Raw genomic sequence first — 14,003 nt, 5'->3', positions numbered from 1 at the left:
TTTTTTATGGTTGTTACTATGAGCAACATTAATTGGTCTACAGCTCGCCCAGACTGGGAGGAGTGTATCGTTGCAAAACAATCGCTCATGCCATGTGATCCACTATTCCCAGAAGTGGCACGAATCGCATTAAGAATTTTTAATGAATTGATTTTGGTTGATGTGATGGATAGCCCAAAAATGGGTGAAGTCACATTGCCGTGGGTGCTGGATTTTGTTGCAGCTATTTTTGGTGCTTACGATCCAGTAGAAAAGAAGCGCTTAATCCGTGAATTCTTCTTACTTATTTCCAAGAAAAATACTAAATCTACGATTGCTGCGGGAATAATGATGGTAGCTCTGATCTTAAATGATCGACTATCAGCTGAATTAATTATTCTTGCACCAACCAAAGAAGTTGCTGACAACTCATTTAATCCAATTCGTGACTTCATTGCAGCAGATCCTGAGCTTCAGGAAATGTTTAACGTATCTGAGCATACAAAAACAGTTACCAATTTAGGCACTAATGCCACATTGAAAGTCATTGCTGCGGAAAGCAATGCGGCAGCAGGTAAAAAGGCATCAATTATTTTGATTGATGAGGTTTGGCTTTTTGGTAAACGCGCCAATGCTGAATCAATGTTTCGAGAAGCAAAAGGTGGTTTGGCATCACGACCTGAAGGTTGTGTAATTTATCTGTCTACCATGTCTGATGAAGTGCCATGCGGTGTATTTAAGCAACTTTTGGATTATGCGCGTGATGTTCGTGATGGAATAAAAATAGATAAAGGATTTCTGCCTTTAATTTATGAATTTCCAAAATGGATGATTGAGGCAGGTGAACATCTAAAGACTGAAAATTTTTACATTACAAACCCAAATTTGGGTGCCTCAGTTGATGTTGATTATCTGATTTCTGAGTTCAATAAAGTTCGGGATGCTGGTGAAGAATCATTAAGAGACTTCTTGGCCAAGCATTTAAATGTCGAAATCGGCATGAACCTTCGGGCAAACCGTTGGGCAGGTGCTGAATATTGGCTACAGCAGTCTAAAAGTTTCACTTTATCCAAGTTGATTGAGCAATCTGATGTGATTACTGCGGGTATTGATGGTGGTGGTCTTGATGATTTACTCGGATTTGCTGTACTAGGTCGGCATGCAAAGAGCCGCAAATGGTGGCTTTGGAATCATGCATGGTGTTTAAGAATTGCGTTAGAACGCCGTAAAGAGAATGCACCCAAGTATTTAGACTTTGAAAAAGAAGAAAGCCTAACCATTGTGGACACAGTAGGGCCTGATATTACTCAGCTTGCCCAATTTGCTAAGCAAGTTTATGACTCTGGCAAGCTCGATAAGATTGGTCTAGATCCTTTGGGGCTTGGCGGTCTTTTAGATGGCTTGCTTGCTGTTGGTATTCCACAAGAACAAATGATTGCTGTTGCTCAGGGCTACAAGTTAGCAGGGTACATTCAAACGACTGAGCGAAAGTTAGCAGAAGGTAATTTATACCATGCAGGTCAAGACCTAATGACTTGGTGTGCTGGTAATGCTCGGGTTGTTATGAAAGGCAACGGCATGATGATTTCTAAACAGGAATCAGGCACAGCCAAGATTGATCCTCTGATTGCGGCATTTAACGCCGTGGCATTAATGAGTATGAATCCTGAGCCTAAAAACTATGACATTGACGGATACTTAGAGGACATCGTGATAGCATGAGCGACTTACAAGAACAGGGTGTATGGTCCCGATTCTGGTCACGATTGACCGGAAAAACCCAATTACATAAAGGTGATGAATCTATTCCATTCGATTCTTATGCATCACCAGGTGGCTCGGTGGTAACGCCAGAAACTTCATTGAAATTATCGGCAGTGTGGGCTTGTGTACGTCTAAGATCTGAAACAATCTCAACGTTACCTTTACACTTGTATGATTCCAATAAAAAGATTGCGAAAGATCATGGTCTTTATCGAATTTTGCACGATTCCCCTAATGCTGATATGTGTGCAAGTGAGTTTTGGCAAGTGCAGTCTGCATGCTTGGATTTATGGGGCAATGCGTACAATCTAATTACTCGTTTCAGCAATGGTGAGGTTATTTCTCTAGAGCCTTTATTCCCGAACTTAATGACGAAAAAACGGAATAAAGAGGGTGATATTGAATACCATTACACTGAGAACAATAAAACCATAATTTATAGTGATGAGGAGATTCTTCACTTTAAGGGTTTCACTTTAGATGGACTTATTGGTTTGTCTCCAATCCAGTTTTTTGCACAAACTATTGGTATGCAGTTTGATGCTAATGGTCAGGCACAAGATTGGTTTAAAAATGGTTTGAAAGTTGGTGGTTTTCTAGAAACAGGCGAAAAAACGCTTACTGATGATCAGCGAAAAAAATTAAGAAGTGGCTTGGCTGAATTTAGTAAGACCGAAAATGCTGGTAAGTTTATGACCCTTGAGGCGGGAATGAAAGTTTCCTCAGCAAGTAATATTCGCATTAATCCTATTGATGCACAGCTTCTTGAAAGCCGATATTTCGGAATTGAAGAAATCTGCCGCGCTTATGGTGTTCCACCTCAATTGATTGGGCATACAAGCAAGGCAAGCTCTTGGGCATCAAGTCTTGAACAAACCAATCAAGGTTTCTTAACTTACTCACTTAACCCTCAGTTAGTACGATATGAGCAAACTATCGCTCGAAAGTTGCTATTAACCCAAGACAAATACAAATTTCGTCCGAAATTTTCGGTTGATGGATTGCTTCGCGCTGATGTAGCAAAACGATCAGAGTATTACGTCAAGATGACTCAAAACGGAATTATGACTAGAAACGAGGCGCGTGATCTTGAGGATTGGGCCGCATCGGATGATCCTGCTGCAGATCAATTAACGGTTCAGATGCAAATGGTCCCAATAGGAAACCAAGGAAAACCAGATGAATAGAAAAAGTTTCAATTTAGAAATTAAAGCCGTCAATGAAGACGGTTTTTTTTCGGGCTACGGTGCTGTTTTTGGGAATATTGACTGGTACAACGATGTAATTTTACCAGGTGCATTTCAGAACACTTTAATGAAATGGAGTGGCAAGGGAAAGCTTCCACCTGTCCTTTGGAATCACAGCATAAATGAGCCAATCGGTGTTTATACAAAAATTGTTGAAGATGAAAAAGGTTTGTATGTCGAAGGCAAATTATTGGTCAACGATGTTCCAAAAGCCAAATCAACACATGCACTTCTTAAAGCCGGCGCAATTGATGGTTTAAGTATTGGCTATAGAACCATAAAGTCCAGCTACAACGAAAATACAGATATTCGGGAACTTATTGAGCTTGATCTCACAGAAGTCTCCATCGTTACAGAACCTGCAAATGAGCTGAGTTTAGTTACATCTGTTAAATCCAAATTAGAAGGTGGTGAGTTGCCATCCTTACCTGAATTCGAAAAGTTCCTGAGAGAGTCAGGCTTTTCAAAATCGCAATCAGTTGCTATCGCTGGCAAAGGTTTGCGACATCTTTTGAGCGAGTCAGAGGATGAAAAAGTTAAAGCGAAATCAATTTCAAATGCTCTTAATATTTTAAAAGGAAATCAGAATGACTGATCAAAACCTAGAACAACTCGCTCAAGAGTTTAAAAAGCAAGTTGATGATGTGAAAGCCATTGCTACTGAATACAAAGGTAAAATGGAACACAACGACAAAATTACAGCCGAAGCAAAAGCCCAAGCGGATGATGCTTTAACCAAGCTGAATGAAACCAAAGCTCAGTTGCAAGAATTAGCGCAAAAAATGGCACGTCGTCCTAATGATGATGAGCCAAAGGCTCAATCAATGGGTACTGAATTTGTTGGAACTGCTGAATATAAATCTGCACTTGAAGCAGAATTTAAAGGGGTTTCACGTGTTGAGCTTAAAAACACCATTGGCACTGATACTGTTGCTGGCAACATTCAAGCAACTAATTTAGGTTTAATTCTGCCTAATCAGCAGCGTTTAACCATTCGTGATTTATTGGCTGGCGGTAAAATGTCAGGCAATACCCTTGAATACGTTCAAGAGCTAGGCTTTACAAATAATGCTGCACCAGTTGCAGAGGGTGCCGCAAAACCTGAGTCTGATATCACTTTTGAAGATAAAGATGCAAAAGCAATTGTAATTGCGCATTTTACGAAAGTTACTACTCAGATGCTTAGTGATGCTCCAGCACTTGAAGCATATATCAACAATCGCCTGCGTCACGGCTTAGACATAAAAGTTGAACAGCAAATTCTTAAAGGTGATGGCACATCAGGCAATATGCTTGGTTTATTACCACAAGCAACTGCATATGCTGCGCCCGCAGCTGCACCGGCTAATTTGAATATGTTTGATGTGCTGCGCTTTGCAATGCTTCAGGTTGTTTTGGCAGATGACTATGCGAATGGTCACGTACTTAACCCGATTGACTGGGCGTTAATGGAAACCACTAAAGATGAAAATGGTCGCTACTTAATTGGTGATCCACAATCTAAAGCCATTCCGACTCTATGGGGCTTACCAGTTGTTCAGACCCAAGCAATTGATATGGGCAAATTCTTAACTGGCGCCTTCAACTCTGCGGCTCAATATTTCGAGCGCTGGGGTGCAATGGTGCAATTAGGGCAGGTGAATGATGACTTCACCAAAAACAAACGTACCATTCTTGCTGAAACTCGTGGTGCTTTGGCGGTATATCGTCCTGAATCACTAATTTATGGTTCTTATCCTGTAGTAGGACCTTAATTCGATTTGAATAGGCAGGAAATTACCCTGCCTATTCGGAGGTATTTAGCATGAAAAAATACAAAGTTTTAAGAACGCGCTATGGTGACAAAAATTACAAAGCAGGTAATGTCTACAATCAGAAAGGCTAAATAAGAATGATTGATCTCCCGAAAGCTAAGCTGCACTGTCGTATAGATCACGATGAAGAAGATACTTTGATACAAGGATATATTGATGCTGCTGATTTACAAGTCGAAGCAAATCTGGACCGCAAAGTTATCGCAACCGAGGCTGAGCGGGCAAGTGAAAATGATTTGGTTGATAACAAAGCTCTTGATGTAGCGCGTCTTCTTTTTGTTGGTCACCTCTATGCAAATAGAGAGGCCACAACCCAAGCAACAATTGAATTGCCATTAGGTTATTGGGCTTTAATCCAGCCATACCGAAATATGGGGGTATAAATGCAATCAGGAAAATTACCCCACCGCATCACCATTGAACACCAGATAGAAGGCGATCAAGACCAAAACACTGGTTATGTTCCTATTGTTTGGACTGAGTTCACCAAAATTTGGGGAAAACTCGAAGCCTTATCCACAAAAGATCAACTTCAAGCTCAAGCCATCAATTCAAATATGGCAGGTCGTTGTCGGATTCGATATAGCAGTAAAGCAGCTCAAATTGATTCAACGATGCGAGTTCTGTTTCGTGGCAAGTATTGGAAAATTGATGGTGATCCAATTCCAGATAATCAAAGTGGGCTTGAATGGCTCACTCTGAATTTAAGTGAAGGTGAATCTTCATGGCAGTCGAATTAAATATTGAAGGTATGGATCAGTTAAAACGCAAACTTGATCAGCTTTCAAATCCTAAAAAAGCCAAGCAAATAGCACGTAAAGCAGGTCGGCAAGCAATGAATCTTGTACGTGATGCTGCACGTACAAATGCCAAAGCAATTGATGACCCAGAAACACGCGAAAAGATTCATAAAAACATTGTGGTTCAAGGTGGTAAAAGCCGAAATTCCAATGACATTGTTATTCGTGTCGGCATCAAAGGTGGTGCGGGTCAAAATCAGCACTCTGTTAGTACTGCTGGTTTAAGTGGTGGTGACACGAGGTACTGGAGGCATATCGAATTTGGGCAATCAAATGTTCCCGCTGTGCCATTTATGCGCCCATCCTTGTCTCAAAATATTAATAGCGTCACTACCAAGTTTGTTCAGGTTTTTGATGCTGAAATTACACAAGCATTGAGTGGGGTAACATGACAGCACCTATTTTTCAATTACTGAATGCCAGTGATGAGGTTAAATCTTTTTTGCAAACAGGCAAAAACTTGCGAGCGTATGAATTTGGCTTGGCGCCTGATCAGCCAGTACTACCATATTTGGTTTGGCAGGATATTTCAGGAGATCCGCAGAATAATTTGGATAGTCCTGCAAATACTGATCATGTAACGATTCAAATTGATATTTATACATTAAATCCAGTTGATTTGACCAGTATTCGAAATAAGGTCCGAACAGCTTTGGAGGTTGGGTATGCATGCACAATTACTAATTTACGAGGTAATAGCCGCGAACCAATCACAAAGCTCTATAGAACAGGTTTTGATTCCAACTGGTTTGTAGATCGACCTTAGACTTTTAGCTTGGGGTCTGTTGAAGAGATTCCTCATAAGTTACTATTAAAGTTCATTTCAAAAGCTAAATTATAAACTATGAACAATATTGAAGAAATTTATCAAGAATTGGGAAGTCTCTATCAAACCTACATAAGTGATAATAATGGAGAATATCCGACTGCACTTTATATCAAGCATGATATCTTAACTGCACTTTTAAAGAGCAACCAAAATCCTGTTGAAGTAAATAAGCCTACGCTTGGTCGTCCTTGGTATAAAGGTGTCCTCATATATGTAGTTCGCCGTGAAGATACAACCTTTAAATATGGTTTTTATGATCAAGAGTATGTTGAGATTAAAAGAGGTAACCCGAATTTTAGAGTAACCAAACTAGACATCTCAACAGTTGAATTTGATTATGAATATCCAAGTCCTGTAGCAAAAGTTTTAGATATTCCAGATGCTGTTCTTAATCCAAGCCCTATTCTTGAGTACAATTAACAAAATATTATTTCAAAAAAGCGCCATATAGGCGCTTTTTTGTTGCCTAGAATTATTAACCGCCACCTTTGGGTGGTTTTTTTATGCCTAAAAATTGAGGAGTAGCTACTCATGGCGAAAAAAGGCGTTTTATCAAATGGTACGGCAGTATGGATTGTCCATGGCACAGTACCCACACTTACAAAGATGGGATGTATTAAAGCCTTGGTTCTTGGTGATGATAGTGCCGCTGAGGTGGATACAACATGTCTTGAAGAGACTGATACGAAAACCTCGGATTATGGCCTAACAACACCAGGTGAGGGATCTATCTCAATTGATACAGATCCTAAAAATCTATCACATATGACTTTGCTGCAATTGGCATCCACAAAAGAAAAAGTTCATGTGTATGTCGGCTGGTCAGATGGTGTTTCAGAGCCAGTTTTAACAGGCAGTGATGTCGAACTTCCTGAAACCCGCACATGGTCGCATTTTGAAGCGATTGTACGCAAAGGGTCGCCAGTGTTTGCAACGGATGCTTTGGTGAATCACACAATCCCTATGAAGCGTCAAACCGAAGTAACTGAAGAATTTAAGGTGGCTCCATAATGAAGAAATTAAATACTTCTGCATTGCTTGCATTATCCAGCACAGCTTTATCAAGTTTGGTTCTAAAGTCTCCAAAATTCATTATCAATGATGAACCAATGGAAGCAGATGTGCTAATCAAGCCTCTCAGTTACGATGAAGTTACACGGATGTTTGAAGGCGATGATGCCCAGAAAATCACAGTTGCTGATGTGGTTAAAAAGCGCGTGCTATTAACACTATTCAACGCTGACACTAAGGAGCCTTTGTTTTCAGATATTGAAGCAGTTGGTCAAACCCATCCAGCTATTCTTAATGCACTTCATGATTCATCTGATGAAGTGAATGATTTTTTGGGAAAGAACAAGTTGAAGTTGAAGGACATGAACTCTGGTGCGAACTTGTCCTCAACGGAATCGGTGGAAGAACCATCGCCCAAGCGAAAAAGAAAATAACCTCAAGTGAACTTCGGGTGTGGAATGCGTACCGTAAAAAATATGGATCTTTAAATATTGGGCGCCGTATAGAGCAGAGTGTCGGGAATCTATATTCTCTCTATTTTAATGGGAAGGTTGATGAGGATAAAAGAGTTGATGCACGAATCTTTATGCCTCATGAAGAAGTTCCAGAAACAACTTTTGAAGAAGAAAGAATGAAAGCTATCAAGAAGAAATCAGGTTAGCTTGGTTTCTTTTTATCCAGTAAATTAGTATCTTGTCTTGAATAACAAATATTTGGGGTAGGTTGTGGCGATTAAGCCTTGTGAAGAATGTGGTGGACCAGTAAGCGATAAAGCGGAAAGTTGCCCAATGTGTGAAGTAAAAAAAACCAATAAGAATTCAATAATTTCATGGGTATTTGTCGTTATTTTAATATTTGGAGGTGGGTGGTGGTTTATAAATATACTAAGCTCTGGAGCGATTTCAGGTAAAGCAGAACCAGCCCCACAGATAATGAATCAAGGTAAGGTCGAAGAAAGTTGGATTTATAAGAATGCTAAAGATGAAATGAGAGGTCAGGAAGCAAAATTTGCAACCACCGTTAGTACTAACAGTGTGGACTTTGATTTTCCTTACAATGGTGGTTCAAAATTAATTTTAACATTGCGTAAAAGTGGAAATGAGACAGATGTAATGGTTACGGTGTCTAAGGGGCAAATTCTTTGTGGAATCAGAGGTTGTGAAACTGCTTTTAAATTTGATACTGGTGCAGTACAAACAATCACAATGACTGAGCCTGATAATCATGCTTCAGACGTTTTATTTGTTATGCACGATAAAACTGAAGACAAAATTATAAACCATTTAAAAACGAGTAAAAAATTAATAATTGAAGTGCCATTTTATCAAGAGGGTAAAAAGAAATTTACATTTGATGTGAGTAGCTTGAAATGGGATTAGTTATTTAGAATTTAAAAAGCGAAGCGTCCGAAAGGGCGCTTTTTTATTGCCTGAGGTTTTGTATGAGCACCAAACTTGGAACATTAACATTAGACTTGATTGCTAAGATTGGCAATTTTACAGGCCCAATACGTGATGCTGAAAGACAAACAGAGTCTAGTTTTGCAAATATGCGAAATCACGTGAATAATTACGGTGCAGTAGCGATTGCGAGTGCGGCAGCTGTTGGTGCAGGCATTTTTGCAATGGCTAGTGAATATGCAAATGCTGCTAATGAATTAGAAACTTTCGCTTTTATTTCAAAAACAACAACTCAAGAATTTCAAGGTTATGCTGTTGGTGCTCAAACTATGGGTATCGAGATGGAAACACTCGCAGCCCAATTCAAAGATTTTAATGAAAAACTTGGTGAATTTGTAACTTTAGGGTCAGGTGGTGCGGTTGATTTCTTTGAGAAGATTGCAATTAAAACTGAAGGATCAGCAGAAGGTGCAAGAAAATTAGCGCTTGAAATGCAAAATTTGTCAGGACCAAAAGCACTTCAACTTTATGTTGATAAGATGGAAGAGGCAGGTGTTACACAACAGCAAATGTCTTTTTATCTTGAAAGCATGGCATCCGATACAACCAACCTTATTCCACTTTTAAAAGATGGTGGTAAAGGGTTTGAATATTGGGCTGATGCAGCAGAGCGCGCAGGTGTAATTATAGATGAATCAGGTATTCAAAAAGCAGCAGAGCTTAAAGTTCAAATAAAATTACTTGAATTGCAAGTTGAGGGAGCAAAAAATCAGTTTATTCAAGGCTTAATGCCTGCGCTTGTTTCTGTTGGTGATGGTATGTCTAGTGCATCACACGAAACAAACTTAATGTCTGAAGCAGGTCAAACCCTTGGCGAGGTATTTAAAGGGGTGGCTGCAACTGGTATGGGGGTGTATGCGGTAGTTAAAATGCTTTCTAATGCGATTGCGGGCTTGTCATTTGATGCAATAGCAGCGCATAAAAATGTAAATTTAGCTGCTGATAGTGGCAGTTTTGCTGATAAATTGCCTGGAATAAAGCTAGCTAAAACATTAATTTATGGTGCAACTATTTCAAAAGCACCTAATAGTGGTGTGTCTATGGCGGCACAAGATAATGCTAAAGTCGCTGATGATGTTGCAAATTCGATTAATAGAATTTACAACGATTCTGTCAATAAATCTATTTCAGCAATGGCTAAGATTCAAAGCAGTCAAGCAGGGGTAATTAGTGGCTCAGATGAATGGGTCAAGAAACAAAATGAAGCTGCTAAAGCCACTAAAGCAAACACAAAGGCTAATTCTGATTTAAATAAAATTTTAGAAGATCGCAAGCGTATTCTTTATGAATATTCACCTGCGCAAGATCAATTGAAGATGGATCTTGATGAGGAAATTAAGCGACTTAATAAATCTGGAATGCAAGACTACGTTCCGATTGCTAAGGCACGTTATGTAGAAGAAAAAAAGCTTGCAGAAATGCAATTCGGTTGGGAAATTTCAGAGCATCGATACACTGAAATGCAGAAGCTCAACTTATCGTTTGGTATAAAGCGTCAAGAAATATTTGCTGATACAAAACTCACCAAAGATCAACAAATAGCAAAATTGCAATCACTACGTGAGCAATTTACTCAAGAGCAATCAGCTCTTAAAACAGCCAAGGCTAAGGAGCTTCTTCAGACAAAACAGCTTTGGATGACTGCGGCTGATTATGCACAAGAATATTACGCTTTAATCCGTGAAGAGATCCTAAACACTGCTTCTTATTCACCTGAAATGAAAGATGCCCGAATTAAAGAAGCAAATTTTAATCAAGGATTAGATCAAAACGCTGAACGTGAAAATGTATGGGGTGATTACAAATCCATGATGGGTTTGGATGATTCGCCGTATCAGCAAGATATAGATTTGCTTGCTGAAGCACGTGCGCAAATGCTGATTACTGAGGAACAATATCAGCAGCAGCGTTTAGGATTGCAAATGTCTTATGGCTCGCAGTATGGAGCTGACTTTGCTGGCATGATGATGGGTTTGGTTGATTCTTCAAGTACAGCGTACGCCGTACTAGGTGGAATCCAGAAAGGTGCTGCCTTATTCTCAACCGCTATGAATAGTTATGCTGCTATTTCTGCGGCATGGGCATCAGCGCCGTTTCCATACAATCTACCAGCTGTTGGTATGGCAACTATGGAAACTGGATTATTGCAAGCTGCGGTATCAGCACTTAGTCCTGTTGGTTTTGCTGATGGTGGTTTCACTGGTTACGGTGGTAAATATGAAGTGGGTGGTATTGTTCATAAAGGTGAGGGTGTCTTAACGCAAGAAGAAATTGCCGCGCTTGGTGGACCAGCTGGATTCTATGCTTTACGTGAATCTATTAAAAATGGTTTTGCGGATGGTGGTTTGGTTTTGGATGCGCCTAAGGTTTTAAACCCAAGCCAAAACAAAGACCTTACTAACTATTTGAGCCAAGCACAGTCAAATAACAATCAAGCTGCTAACGTCAACCTTAACCCCAACTTCGTGATTGTAGATGAACGTCAGAGCCTAGGTGATTACCTATATGGATCAGATGGAAAGAAAGCATTTGTGAAATTTTTTAAGCAGAATCGTAGAGAGTTAGGATTTGCATAAGCCCACTTCGGTGGGTTTTTCTTTTATCAATTTTAGGAATTTAAAAGTGAAAATATTGATTGCTTTAGGTGTCGGCATTGCGCTTGGGTTTGCTTTTAAAAAGTCCGAGAAAATCAAAGGGCCTAATTTTGTAATTGTCGATGATCGTGAAAATTTAAGTGAGTACTTCTGCGATCCCGAGAGTCAAAAGGCTTTTAAGAAGTTCTTTGAACAGAATGGTGCAAACTTAGGCGTATAACCAAAATTTGAGGACAAAATGAAAATACAAACATCACAGTTTGGCGAGGTCCATGTATTAACAAATTGCCCTCTATTGAATTCAACTGAGCGTTTGGAATGGATGACTGAAGTTCATGAATCGCACGACGGCAGTGAGGAGCGCTACCCGCTTCGCGATACACCTCGCCAGATCCTAAGTTTTAACTATGTGCAAATGCGTAAAGAAATGGGCGATATGTTTCACATGCTGTCTGCCAATTTGCGTAAGCAATGGGGCATTCCACTGCGGCAAGTGAAACGAGTCATTCCAGATATTGTCGATGACGATTACATCATTCTCAATACAGCAGACACCATAGCCGACCTTCGAGTCGGTTTTGCTTTTCTTGCGAGTCGTGAAGGTAGTCAGGTTGTTGAGATTACGGAAATCGGGCGTTACATCATTGTACAAGAAGAAATTCGAGATCCTGATACTGACGAGGTGATTCAAGAACTTGAAACTGAATATCAAGATGGCTTTCGACTGGCTGCAAATATCATTGCAACCAATGCCGTGATCTATCCTTTGCGGATCTGCATTATTGATGGTGATGCTTCAACCAATGCGGGCGGCTTCTGGTCAAACGCATCGATGGTTTTTCGTGTACTTGCCGAGGATTTACCAGAGCATGCCGGTGATATTCCAGCGCAGTATAAAAGCAATGATATTTATTTCAAACCTTTGTTGCTCGATGGTGACTCTATCGAAATCACGATGAGTCAGCATCAAAACATTGTTGATAATAGCGTGGGTGGCTTTCAATCCTATACCCATCATGCCAGAGCAAAGCAGTCCAAGCCGTTTAAATCATTGATTAGAGGTTGGGATGAATTTCAAGAATTTAGACGATTCTTGTTTCGTTGTGGTGGTCGTTACCGTCCATTTTGGTTGCCGTTATATGAGCGGCATCTCAATATTTTAAACACTGGATACATCACCACCAGCTTAAGCACAAATACCAAATATCTGGTTGAAGCAAACAGAAATTACCTTGCAGTCAAACGCAAAAATGGCACATGGACAGCGCATGAAATTACCGCAAAAACAGGTGGTTCATTGACGGTTTCACCCGCAATTAACGTCCAGCGCAATGACATTCAAACCATCTGCTACATGGGTCTTTACCGTTTTGATGCAGATCAGATCGAATTTCAATTTTTGGGTGCCGGTATTTCACAAGTCACGATCCCAATTTTGGAGTTAGAAAGCTAATGGATATACGTGTAGAGCTTTATCAGTTCAAACATGGTGATAAGGCTTGGTATTTCACCAATCACCGGAAAGATGTCATGCACGACGGCATTACATATAAATCAGTGCGCGGCTTAGATCGTGATTCAATTGAAGATGCAGATATTGATAAGTGTGAAATTGAAGTGATTTTCCCTCAGTCGTATGCACTTAAAAATGATGCTGGTGATGACTTCACAAGTATATTTCTAAACAGAATTTATTTTGAGTCAGTTTATTTGACTGTGCTTGAGCTTGAAAAAAATGAAACACTGGTTTTGTTTATTGGTCGTGTGACTCAGCCCAAGTTTGATGATAGTGCAAACACGATGACTTTGGTTTGCTCAACCGGTGAATCATATTTAAACCGAACGATTTTGGTTCGTAAGTTTCAAAAGACTTGTCCAAATTCGATCTATGACCGTTGGTGTGGATTGAAATTTGAAGACTGGGCTTTTAATGTCACGGTAACTGCAATCAATGGTTTAACGATTACATTCACAGTCAATCCCACGCAAGTGAAAGATGAAGAAGGCAATCTTGTATTTGAGCAAGTACCTGTTCTTGATGAGCTTGGACAGCCGACGTATACAGATGGTGATCCTGTGATGGAAACCAAGACATATGCACCCGGTTATCTTAATCGTGGTTTGTTTAAAAAACTCGGTGTTTTCACATTCATTGTTGGAAATACAGCAAATTCAGTCAGTCTGTATCGAGAGCATTCAGGTCTAAAAGTGGGTGATGTGATTCAGCTCGCACCAGGTTGTGACCAATCGTTAAAAACTTGCCATGAAAAATTTAAAAATTCTGCTCGATATGGTGGGCATCCATACATGCCGGGAGAAAATCCAGTCATGAGCCAATTGATTAAATAAGGAGTGCTATATGGTTATTGCACCGTGGTTAATATGGGCAATGCTGGCGCTTACGGCCGCAACAGCAATTTATACCTATGTTTCAATGCGTAAAATGCAGAAGAAAAACAGGCAGTCAGCCAATCAGTTGGACGGAACAATTGCAGATGAAGGTAC

The 14,003-nt window shown here is 40.0% G+C and carries 17 protein-coding genes; all 17 read left to right on the top strand.

Annotated features, from left to right (window positions below; all coding sequences use genetic code 11):
* The first annotated feature begins 18 nt into the window (after nt 1–18).
* The gene (locus B9T24_RS11635; protein ID WP_086165926.1) at nt 19–1,701 is read left to right on the top strand and encodes a terminase large subunit; all 1,683 of its coding nucleotides are present in this window, start codon (nt 19–21) and stop codon (nt 1,699–1,701) included.
* Nucleotides 1,698–2,930, top strand: a complete 1,233-nt coding sequence (locus tag B9T24_RS11630; RefSeq protein ID WP_086165925.1) for a phage portal protein — start codon at nt 1,698–1,700, stop codon at nt 2,928–2,930. The genes B9T24_RS11635 and B9T24_RS11630 overlap by 4 nt, the downstream gene beginning before the upstream one ends.
* Nucleotides 2,923–3,585, top strand: coding sequence for an HK97 family phage prohead protease (locus tag B9T24_RS11625; RefSeq protein WP_086165924.1), 663 nt, complete (start codon nt 2,923–2,925; stop codon nt 3,583–3,585). The genes B9T24_RS11630 and B9T24_RS11625 overlap by 8 nt, the downstream gene beginning before the upstream one ends.
* Nucleotides 3,578–4,744: a phage major capsid protein gene (locus tag B9T24_RS11620; protein WP_086165923.1), complete on the top strand. Its 1,167-nt coding sequence runs from the start codon at nt 3,578–3,580 to the stop codon at nt 4,742–4,744. The genes B9T24_RS11625 and B9T24_RS11620 overlap by 8 nt, the downstream gene beginning before the upstream one ends.
* Before the next feature lie 137 nt (nt 4,745–4,881).
* Complete coding sequence (locus B9T24_RS11615; RefSeq protein ID WP_086165922.1) at nt 4,882–5,187, top strand: head-tail connector protein; 306 nt, start codon at nt 4,882–4,884, stop codon at nt 5,185–5,187.
* Nucleotides 5,188–5,544, top strand: a complete 357-nt coding sequence (locus B9T24_RS11610) for a phage head closure protein (protein WP_086165921.1) — start codon at nt 5,188–5,190, stop codon at nt 5,542–5,544. It abuts the gene before it with no gap.
* Complete coding sequence (locus B9T24_RS11605) at nt 5,529–5,996, top strand: HK97-gp10 family putative phage morphogenesis protein (protein WP_086165920.1); 468 nt, start codon at nt 5,529–5,531, stop codon at nt 5,994–5,996. Before B9T24_RS11610 ends, B9T24_RS11605 begins: the two co-directional genes overlap by 16 nt.
* Nucleotides 5,993–6,370, top strand: a complete 378-nt coding sequence (locus tag B9T24_RS11600) for a DUF3168 domain-containing protein (RefSeq protein WP_086165919.1) — start codon at nt 5,993–5,995, stop codon at nt 6,368–6,370. Before B9T24_RS11605 ends, B9T24_RS11600 begins: the two co-directional genes overlap by 4 nt.
* A gap of 78 nt (nt 6,371–6,448) precedes the next feature.
* Nucleotides 6,449–6,853 carry a hypothetical protein gene (locus B9T24_RS11595; protein ID WP_086165918.1) on the top strand — a complete coding sequence of 135 codons (405 nt, stop codon included), beginning with the start codon at nt 6,449–6,451 and terminating at the stop codon, nt 6,851–6,853.
* A gap of 111 nt (nt 6,854–6,964) precedes the next feature.
* Nucleotides 6,965–7,444, top strand: a complete 480-nt coding sequence (locus tag B9T24_RS11590; protein WP_086165917.1) for a phage tail tube protein — start codon at nt 6,965–6,967, stop codon at nt 7,442–7,444.
* Nucleotides 7,444–7,878 carry a hypothetical protein gene (locus B9T24_RS11585; protein WP_086165916.1) on the top strand — a complete coding sequence of 145 codons (435 nt, stop codon included), beginning with the start codon at nt 7,444–7,446 and terminating at the stop codon, nt 7,876–7,878. Before B9T24_RS11590 ends, B9T24_RS11585 begins: the two co-directional genes overlap by 1 nt.
* A 17-nt stretch (nt 7,879–7,895) precedes the next feature.
* Nucleotides 7,896–8,105 (top strand): hypothetical protein, encoded by a 210-nt coding sequence (locus B9T24_RS11580; RefSeq protein ID WP_228145710.1) that lies wholly within the window; start codon nt 7,896–7,898, stop codon nt 8,103–8,105.
* A gap of 64 nt (nt 8,106–8,169) precedes the next feature.
* The gene (locus tag B9T24_RS11575; RefSeq protein WP_228145709.1) at nt 8,170–8,823 is read left to right on the top strand and encodes a hypothetical protein; all 654 of its coding nucleotides are present in this window, start codon (nt 8,170–8,172) and stop codon (nt 8,821–8,823) included.
* Nucleotides 8,824–8,885: 62 nt separating this feature from the next.
* Complete coding sequence (locus B9T24_RS11570) at nt 8,886–11,480, top strand: phage tail tape measure protein (protein WP_086165914.1); 2,595 nt, start codon at nt 8,886–8,888, stop codon at nt 11,478–11,480.
* Nucleotides 11,481–11,526: 46 nt separating this feature from the next.
* Nucleotides 11,527–11,718 carry a hypothetical protein gene (locus B9T24_RS11565; RefSeq protein WP_086165913.1) on the top strand — a complete coding sequence of 64 codons (192 nt, stop codon included), beginning with the start codon at nt 11,527–11,529 and terminating at the stop codon, nt 11,716–11,718.
* Between the two features lie 18 nt (nt 11,719–11,736).
* Nucleotides 11,737–12,951 (top strand): hypothetical protein, encoded by a 1,215-nt coding sequence (locus tag B9T24_RS11560; RefSeq protein WP_086165912.1) that lies wholly within the window; start codon nt 11,737–11,739, stop codon nt 12,949–12,951.
* Nucleotides 12,951–13,847, top strand: a complete 897-nt coding sequence (locus tag B9T24_RS11555) for a phage BR0599 family protein (RefSeq protein WP_086165911.1) — start codon at nt 12,951–12,953, stop codon at nt 13,845–13,847. The genes B9T24_RS11560 and B9T24_RS11555 overlap by 1 nt, the downstream gene beginning before the upstream one ends.
* The last annotated feature ends 156 nt before the right edge of the window (nt 13,848–14,003 follow it).

This window comes from Acinetobacter sp. ANC 4654 (genome assembly GCF_002135425.1).
Lineage (GTDB): Bacteria > Pseudomonadota > Gammaproteobacteria > Pseudomonadales > Moraxellaceae > Acinetobacter > Acinetobacter kyonggiensis.
This window is presented reverse-complemented; position numbering and strand designations above follow the sequence as displayed.

What these genes read in the sequence shown, in the direction of transcription:
- B9T24_RS11635 (WP_086165926.1), top strand. Translation starts at nt 19, where the DNA reads ATGAGCAACATTAATTGGTCTACAGCTCGCCCAGACTGGGAGGAGTGT.
- B9T24_RS11630 (WP_086165925.1), top strand. Translation starts at nt 1,698, where the DNA reads ATGAGCGACTTACAAGAACAGGGTGTATGGTCCCGATTCTGGTCACGA.
- B9T24_RS11625 (WP_086165924.1), top strand. Translation starts at nt 2,923, where the DNA reads ATGAATAGAAAAAGTTTCAATTTAGAAATTAAAGCCGTCAATGAAGAC.
- B9T24_RS11620 (WP_086165923.1), top strand. Translation starts at nt 3,578, where the DNA reads ATGACTGATCAAAACCTAGAACAACTCGCTCAAGAGTTTAAAAAGCAA.
- B9T24_RS11615 (WP_086165922.1), top strand. Translation starts at nt 4,882, where the DNA reads ATGATTGATCTCCCGAAAGCTAAGCTGCACTGTCGTATAGATCACGAT.
- B9T24_RS11610 (WP_086165921.1), top strand. Translation starts at nt 5,188, where the DNA reads ATGCAATCAGGAAAATTACCCCACCGCATCACCATTGAACACCAGATA.
- B9T24_RS11605 (WP_086165920.1), top strand. Translation starts at nt 5,529, where the DNA reads ATGGCAGTCGAATTAAATATTGAAGGTATGGATCAGTTAAAACGCAAA.
- B9T24_RS11600 (WP_086165919.1), top strand. Translation starts at nt 5,993, where the DNA reads ATGACAGCACCTATTTTTCAATTACTGAATGCCAGTGATGAGGTTAAA.
- B9T24_RS11595 (WP_086165918.1), top strand. Translation starts at nt 6,449, where the DNA reads ATGAACAATATTGAAGAAATTTATCAAGAATTGGGAAGTCTCTATCAA.
- B9T24_RS11590 (WP_086165917.1), top strand. Translation starts at nt 6,965, where the DNA reads ATGGCGAAAAAAGGCGTTTTATCAAATGGTACGGCAGTATGGATTGTC.
- B9T24_RS11585 (WP_086165916.1), top strand. Translation starts at nt 7,444, where the DNA reads ATGAAGAAATTAAATACTTCTGCATTGCTTGCATTATCCAGCACAGCT.
- B9T24_RS11570 (WP_086165914.1), top strand. Translation starts at nt 8,886, where the DNA reads ATGAGCACCAAACTTGGAACATTAACATTAGACTTGATTGCTAAGATT.
- B9T24_RS11560 (WP_086165912.1), top strand. Translation starts at nt 11,737, where the DNA reads ATGAAAATACAAACATCACAGTTTGGCGAGGTCCATGTATTAACAAAT.
- B9T24_RS11555 (WP_086165911.1), top strand. Translation starts at nt 12,951, where the DNA reads ATGGATATACGTGTAGAGCTTTATCAGTTCAAACATGGTGATAAGGCT.